Source organism: Methanosarcina sp. 1.H.T.1A.1 (genome assembly GCF_000979295.1).
In the GTDB taxonomy this organism is placed as follows: domain Archaea; phylum Halobacteriota; class Methanosarcinia; order Methanosarcinales; family Methanosarcinaceae; genus Methanosarcina.
The window spans coordinates 1-6,902 of sequence record NZ_JJQY01000052.1; the positions used below are offsets into that span (position 1 = coordinate 1).

Below are 6,902 nucleotides of genomic sequence, written 5' to 3' on the forward strand. Positions count from 1 at the left end.
GGTCCGCATGCCATAAGCGTAATGGCAGTCGGACCAAGGGTTAAGTTGTTTCCTTCCAGAGTATAGGTTCCACTTCCGCTGTTGCAGTCGGCTTTGATATGATATGTACCGTCAGGGGAGAAGGCAAGCGTATAGTTCTCAGAGTAAGGAACCATTATCTGGTTTTCAGGGCTATCAGAGTCCTGGAAACTGGCCCACTGCCATTCAATACCGGTGATATCATCGGCAGAAATTGGTTCGAGTTCCGGGATAGTGGTTTCTGCAGGTTCAGCAGGGGTGCTTTCTGCGGATTCGGTAGAAATGTTATCTGCAGGTTCAACAGAAGTGTTTTCTGCGGATTCGGTAGAAGTGTTCTCTGCAGGTTCAACAGAAGTGTTTTCTGCGGGTTCAACAGTAGTGTTCTCTGCAGGTTTATCAGGAGTTTCTTCCTGCTCAGTACAGCCAAGCGAGAAGGAGACCACGGTTATAACCCCTATGGTAAGGAGTAAAACCATGCCTATAGATGCAATTTTCATTTTCATTATATGCCTCGTAAACTGATTACATGGGAAGATGCGTCATTTAAATATATCTTTTGTTTAAGCTGCAGTTTGATTCGCAGTCATCTGAATATTTTTTTAATAATTTTGCAGAATATGATATGCCGATATGTTCTATTTTGTATATTTCCATTTTTCAGCAGAAGGGGATTTTTCGGGGATATGCATTCTTTGCACGGGTGAAAAGACCAAATCCGTAACTATAGAAATGAGGTCTTAGGATTCAGTAACTAAGTTCAGGAAACCAGATTCCTATGCTTCTTTAATTCACAAGACTAACCATATTGATTAATAAATAAAAACCTGAATCGGAGGATAGGAGTGAAAATAAGCGCACGCAATGTCCTTAAAGGTAAAGTCAAAAGCATAACACACGGATCAGTTAACTCGGAAATCGTAGTCGAACTTCCGGGTGGCACCGAGATCACTTCCATTATCACAAAAAGTTCCGCTGAAAAGCTGGGTTTGAAAGAAGGGCATGAGGTCTACGCAGTAATTAAAGCCACAAGTGTCATGTTAGCCTCTGATTAAACTATGAGTCCGAAACTGCATGGTTCCTGCATACTGCATGGTTCGGTATTGCTAATCGAAAAAACTTGACAAACGGGTTCTCAATAAGGCAGGTTATTAAGAGCTTATCCTTAATGGAGCAAATTTAGCAACGTGAAATAGAAAAATAACAAAGCAAACCACCAGAAAAATAAATTGTTCAGAAAGTAGTGTTATTGATAGAGGGGGAGTTATTTTTGGGAAAAGAAGACAAAAAACCATCTTTACAGCCGGAGCCAATACCTTATCCGGAACCGCAGCCGGTTCCTTCACCCGAACCGATACCTGAACCTGAACCGGAGACCGAACATAAACCCGGAAAAACCAGATAATAACAGGTCAAGTACAGCAGGCATGATCACAAAGGTTTACATTTCTCATTGCGAACAGGACGAACCGCTTGCCCAGGAACTGGCACGGACTCTCTGGACAGTGGAACTGGAGAGCTTCTCGTCCCTGTACAGGAAAGCTCGAATTCTTTCCCTGGCTGAAAGAATACGTTTTGGCATCCGCCAGTCAGACTGCGTTATCCCGATCATCACACAGGAAGGAATGTTATCCCCGGAGGTGAATCAGGAGATCGGGCTGGCTGTAGGAGCCGACCAGTTAATAATTCCGCTGGCAGAGGCAGGAGTTGAACTGCCTATCCTTATACACCACCTCCAGCCGATTAATTTTTACCCTGAAAACTATGAGGATGCTCTGGGAAAGCTCATACAGAATATAAGGCAGCTTACGAAACTGGACTGGCTGAAGATAAAATGCCCTTACTGCGGAGAGGAAATGACCCAGTATATCACCCCGGAAGAAGAGGTGGAGAGAGCTCTTCTTGCAGGAAAACACCTTGAGACTATCTGCAGCTACTGCCAGAGAAATATTTACCTTGACCCAAGGACCTTCAGGCCCACGCCCTGAGCATTCTAACCCAGGCAGGGAGGTGAATTCATGGAAAAAAGAATCAAAGACGAATCTGGAGAAAACATGGCAGTTCAATCCAAAATGGGGAAGGCTACAGTGAAAGAGTCTGAAATAAGGGGTATTGAAGATCTTACTCCTGCAGAAAAGAAACACCTGCTGTTACAGCTTTCCCGGGACAGAGTAAAAGACAGTTCTGCCGGCCCCTGGGAAATTGTTGATATCCGCAGGGAAGAATGGGAAACAATTAAAGCTACACTGACTCAATCCGTAGAAATTGACATCAAGGATACAGGAAAAGACGAACTTTTCAGAGTATGGTTCGATATAACAAAGTTAGAAAGAGAACTTGAGTAAATAACTTGAGTAAATAACTTGAGAAAAATATTTGAGTAAATAACTTGAGTAAATAACTTGAGAAAAATATTTGAGTTAGAATCAGGGAGGACCGGAAGTAGGATCAAAAAATGATAGAATAGAGTCTAAGAATGATAAGGAACATGGTTGAGGTGTACCGTAGAGAAGGAAAAGATGGTAAAAATTAAAAATACAGATGAAGATTTCAGAAGTAAGTTAGAAGTCATCTGTAAGAAGCGTATCTGTTAAAAGTATACTATCAGATCATGTTTAGAATTATCTGCTCTTTCTTTTTGCATAGCACTCCCTGCAGTAGACTGGTCTGTCAGGGTCTGGTTCAAAAGGCACCTCTGTTTCTTGATCACAATCAGAACATTTTGCTTTGTACATCTTCTGCGGCCCTCTACCGGAATCCCGACCCCTGCTCGGGTAATCTTTTCGCTCCATAGATTTCCCCCTTATACGTTATATTATGGCTTTAGATCAAATAATTCAAAAGAGCCGCACTTATGAATGTGCCATTCTTTGGTGTGTCTCAATGAACTAATTGAATGATTAATATCTTGCACGGTGATATTTATTGTTGTTGCATCAGGTTTGAGCTGTTTTAAGTCTCTAGAAGTGTATTTTAAGTTCTTAAACCAGATGTTTTTACACCCTTCCCTGTCAGTTAATGACCCCCCTTTCGACTGAATCTAACTTTCCGGAAAAGTAGTTCCTGTCGTGTTCCAGACCCATTAGGCTTCACCGAAGAATCACTGGCAGAAAGCTAACCGTTTTATCCCTGCTTTCTCCTGAATCCGGGGGCTTCAGCGTTAAAAGGTAGTGAGAAGAGGAAACCGTAGATATAACACCTGATTCATAGCTTCCTGAATCTCAACCGAATTCATGTTTTATAGTCAGCCCAGGAAATATTAATACATATAAACAAGAACCCAAACAGTAAGAAATATATCAAAAAGTGCAGTTAATTGTTGAGTTGAATATAAGTTGCCTCCCACTTGAGTGCGGGTTCACTCTGAGCAAAGTTACTTTCCTGAAAACGCCTTGCTGACGTCGGCAGCGTTGGTATACTCCTTCTCTGGAAGTTCTTCGAGGACCTCCATTACCTTACTGCTGGCTTTGTGCTTTTTAGCGTGTTCAATAAGTTTTTTCTTCTCTGCAGGATAACCCATATCTTTTAAAGCTTTCTGGACTTCAATAGGACTTGTTTGCATAAAATTCCCCCATATGGTTTATTTTTTATCGAACGCATTAATGCCTTCGAACACCTTCTGAACCTTTACTGGATTTGTTCTCGTAAATCTTGTTAACTACCCACTAAATCTAAAGATTTAAAGGGTGTCTGGATTAATATCCCTGGTTCATGTCCCTGGTTCATTCCCCCAACCAATTACCAGTAAGTCCCTAAGCTCGTCCCCGCATCCCGTATATATTGATTTAGAGCTGCCTTTCGGCATCCGGGTTACCAGTGCAACCCCTAACCCTTCGGGTACCGGTTTAACTGGTTGCTTTCCGTTGGCCTGGTTATCACAGTAGGAAAGCAATATACAATTGATTGGAAATTATATTAATGCAGCGAATAGAAAAACGAAAGTGGGAGAAGTTGACGCTTATAATCCCCGGGCTAAAGATCCGGGGATTTTACGCTTCTACCTATAAAGATGGACAACAAAAAAGAGAACTGAAAAAATATGGTTGAACAAGGAAGGAAAAGCCCTCGTATAATTGATATACCATCGTGACAATCCTACAGCTATGAATAGCAGCAAATCCGAAGATTCCGTTTTACCTTCACACCTTTCTGACCGTGCAGCTCGTGAAAACCATGAAAGGTCGCCTGCCGTGCATTCCACTTCTACTGATGGATCTTCTACTTTTTCAAGCCCTGCCCTTGACCAGCTCAGTGGCCTTTTACCTGACTTTAACAACCGGCTCTCTCCGACGCGAGATCTCGGGCTTTCTCCTCTCGGGCAGCCCCGCCTGAGTTCCGAAGCCCATCCGAGGCTTGTTTCCGACTCTGACCTTGGACTTGTATCCGGTGCTCTTTCCAGCCCTCTTTCCGGGCTCAAAACCGAATACCCTGAAATACCTGTCGGAAAAGAGCTTGAGGTCATGCCTGACCTGCCCGGGAGGACTCTTGCAGGAAATAAAATCGGCTCGCTCACCCTTGGCGCAGACCTTCCGATTGGGCTTGTTGAAAGCAAATTGATTACTCTCAGCAGCACCGAAGAGAAGCTGAAGAATGCTGAAAAAGACAGGAAGTAAAAAAAGGTCTGTAAAAAATTTACTATTTATTTATACTACTTTTTGATCTGAGGCAGTTAAACTGCTCTTTTCTTTTAAAAAGTTACGTAACTGCGGAAAAAACACGGAAATAGAAGACCTGAGATAGTTTTCCGTGTATCCCGTAGTTCATCTCTTCTTATGAGACTGACTAAGAGATTTTCTTACGAAGTTCTAATTTACTGACGTAATGAAAAAAATAGCCGTTTTTTAGATATAACTGCGGAAAATGGGTTACTTCAGTTACGGGTCATAAGGGAGAAAGCTCCGATGCTTTAGCCAGGAGTAGTTCACCTTATAGACACCATTATTCCTAGAAGGCTGACTGCAATTGCAATTATAGTTATAAAAACAATCAAAGCTGAACTATCGTTCTCAACCCGTTCATTGCTCTCATAATCCATAATACTAAATATGCGGTTATTAATTAAAAAACTTTTGCCAGTTTTAGAGAGATGATTATTTGAAAATAGCCTTCATGAGCCGTTACTTTATCAAAATATACCATAAAAGTCATTTATACATTTATTTTTTTTTAAATTAGTCGCGGCCTTTTTTAACTTCTCTTTTTTTCAGCGGGGCCCGTGCCACACACTGTGATAAAAAAACAGAAATTCGAGGATTAAAAAGATATCTGAAAACTTAAAAAGGATGTTTTCGGCTGTCTTATGACGAATACAATCGTCGGACTTTGATATTTTTTCATGATTACTACATTGAGCAGGTTGGATTTGTGAGAAAAACAGACGTGTTCCCTGCTGAACTCCGGCCTTTTATTCTCATCTTTTACTACTTCTTTTTTGGAAAAGGCCCGTGCTATGCACGGTGACAGAAAGACCGGAGACAGCTATTAAGTTTGCTCCGGCCTATTCTTATCAGAACTTCTTCCAACGATGCGGCTTAAATGAAAGTCATATGTTGCACTTTTATTCTGCCTTTACCTCGCCGCTCTTCTCAGAGATTTTTCGAATTTGTCGAGCCCGAGGTCGGCTTCTTCGTCGGTCATGACGAGGGGTGGAGAGAAGCGGATTACAGAGTCTCCGCAGGGGAGGAGAATAACTCCTTCTTTAAACGCTTCTCTGATAATCCTGTCCCTTCTGATAGGGTCTATGGATTTGTCGGATTTTACGATTTCTGCACCTATCATAAGGCCAAGGCCGCGAACATCTCCTATGCAGGGGAAATTCTCCTGAAACTCCCTGAGGCGCTGCCGGATATGCGCTCCCATTTCTCTGACATGGTTTTCTATATTTTCCTTTTCCAGAAATTCAAGGGAAGCAAGAGCTGCAGCTGAGGAGAGGAGATTTCCGCCGAAGGTGTTAGAGTGGACACCTGGAGGCCAGTCCATAAGGTTGCGATCTGCAAGCATTGCGCCCATAGGGAGGCCTCCGCCAAGGGCTTTTGCAAGGCAGGTAATATCAGCCCTTACCTCAAAGTTTTCCATGGCAAGGAAGGGGCCTGTCCTGAAACAGCCTGTCTGGACTTCATCAGCTACAAGGAGAACGTCATTATCCGTACAGATTTTTCTTACTTCCTTGTGGAACTCCGGAGGCGGGACTATATAACCTCCCTCTCCCTGGATGGGCTCAGTGAAAACGGCAGCAGTGTCTTCGGGGCTCAGTTCCTTTCGGAAAATCAGGTTTTCAATCTGCTTTGCGCATTCGATTCCGCAGGAGGGGTATTCGAGTTTCATGGGGCAGCGGTAACAGTAGGCATAGTGGGTGTGCACTGTCCGGAGGGTAGGGAAATACTCCTTTTGCCGGACTTTAGAGCAGGTCAGGGAAAGAGCGCCCAGGGTCCGGCCGTGGAAAGCGTTATAAAATGAGATAAAGTTCTGGCGCTTTGTCTTCCATAGAGCAAGTTTCATTGCAGCTTCTACAGATTCGGCCCCGCTGTTGCAGTAAAAGACCTTTGAGTAGCCTGCAAGCTCTCTTAGTTTTTTTGCAAGCTTTAATGGAGGCTCGGCAAAAAAGTCCCCGTATCCGCAGTGAAACATTTTATCCAGCTGAGCTGAGATGGCGGCTTTAACCTCCGGGTTTGAGTAGCCTGCATTCATGACAGCAATCCCTGCAACGAAATCAATGTACTCTTTTCCGTCTATGTCTTTGACTATGGAACCATTTGCCCTGTCAACAACCAGAGGATAGGGACGGGCTACACATGCAGATATTACATTGCAGTCCTGCCCTATGATCTCCCTGGCTTTTGGGCCAACCATATCAAGCAACCCTATGTCCCTGTCTCTTATACACATCT

Annotated in this window: 9 protein-coding genes; 5 read left to right on the forward strand and 4 right to left on the reverse strand. The window is 43.2% G+C overall.

Features of this window, described 5'->3' with window-relative positions; genetic code table 11:
* Positions 1-521 (reverse strand): META domain-containing protein (locus EO95_RS05515; RefSeq protein ID WP_048132976.1); only part of this gene is annotated, 521 nt, incomplete at its 3' end.
* Between the two features lie 339 nt (positions 522-860).
* Between EO95_RS05515 and EO95_RS05520 the strand changes: the two genes are divergently transcribed.
* From EO95_RS05520 to EO95_RS05530, 4 genes are all read left to right on the forward strand, one after another.
* Positions 861-1,070, forward strand: coding sequence for a molybdopterin-binding protein (locus EO95_RS05520; RefSeq protein ID WP_048132977.1), 210 nt, complete (start codon positions 861-863; stop codon positions 1,068-1,070).
* Between the two features lie 215 nt (positions 1,071-1,285).
* Positions 1,286-1,420: a hypothetical protein gene (locus EO95_RS18425; RefSeq protein ID WP_255350222.1), complete on the forward strand. Its 135-nt coding sequence runs from the start codon at positions 1,286-1,288 to the stop codon at positions 1,418-1,420.
* Positions 1,421-1,442: 22 nt separating this feature from the next.
* On the forward strand, positions 1,443-2,003 hold the full coding sequence (locus EO95_RS05525) for a toll/interleukin-1 receptor domain-containing protein (protein ID WP_048132985.1): 561 nt from the start codon (positions 1,443-1,445) through the stop codon (positions 2,001-2,003).
* Positions 2,004-2,033: 30 nt separating this feature from the next.
* Positions 2,034-2,360, forward strand: a complete 327-nt coding sequence (locus EO95_RS05530) for a hypothetical protein (RefSeq protein WP_048132988.1) — start codon at positions 2,034-2,036, stop codon at positions 2,358-2,360.
* A gap of 276 nt (positions 2,361-2,636) precedes the next feature.
* Here the strand turns inward: EO95_RS05530 and EO95_RS16985 are convergent, their stop codons facing one another.
* A complete protein-coding gene (locus EO95_RS16985) occupies positions 2,637-2,807 on the reverse strand; it encodes a CxxC-x17-CxxC domain-containing protein (protein ID WP_082105939.1) in 171 nt (56 codons plus the stop codon).
* 581 nt (positions 2,808-3,388) lie between these two features.
* Positions 3,389-3,577 carry a DUF2795 domain-containing protein gene (locus tag EO95_RS05535; protein WP_048132990.1) on the reverse strand — a complete coding sequence of 63 codons (189 nt, stop codon included), beginning with the start codon at positions 3,575-3,577 and terminating at the stop codon, positions 3,389-3,391.
* Positions 3,578-4,118: 541 nt separating this feature from the next.
* Here EO95_RS05535 and EO95_RS05540 point away from each other — a divergent pair.
* Positions 4,119-4,628: a hypothetical protein gene (locus tag EO95_RS05540; protein ID WP_048132994.1), complete on the forward strand. Its 510-nt coding sequence runs from the start codon at positions 4,119-4,121 to the stop codon at positions 4,626-4,628.
* Between the two features lie 955 nt (positions 4,629-5,583).
* On the opposite strand, the gene EO95_RS05545 is transcribed toward EO95_RS05540, so the two are convergent.
* A partial coding sequence (locus EO95_RS05545; RefSeq protein WP_048132992.1) for an aminotransferase class III-fold pyridoxal phosphate-dependent enzyme occupies positions 5,584-6,902 on the reverse strand: 1,319 nt, incomplete at its 5' end.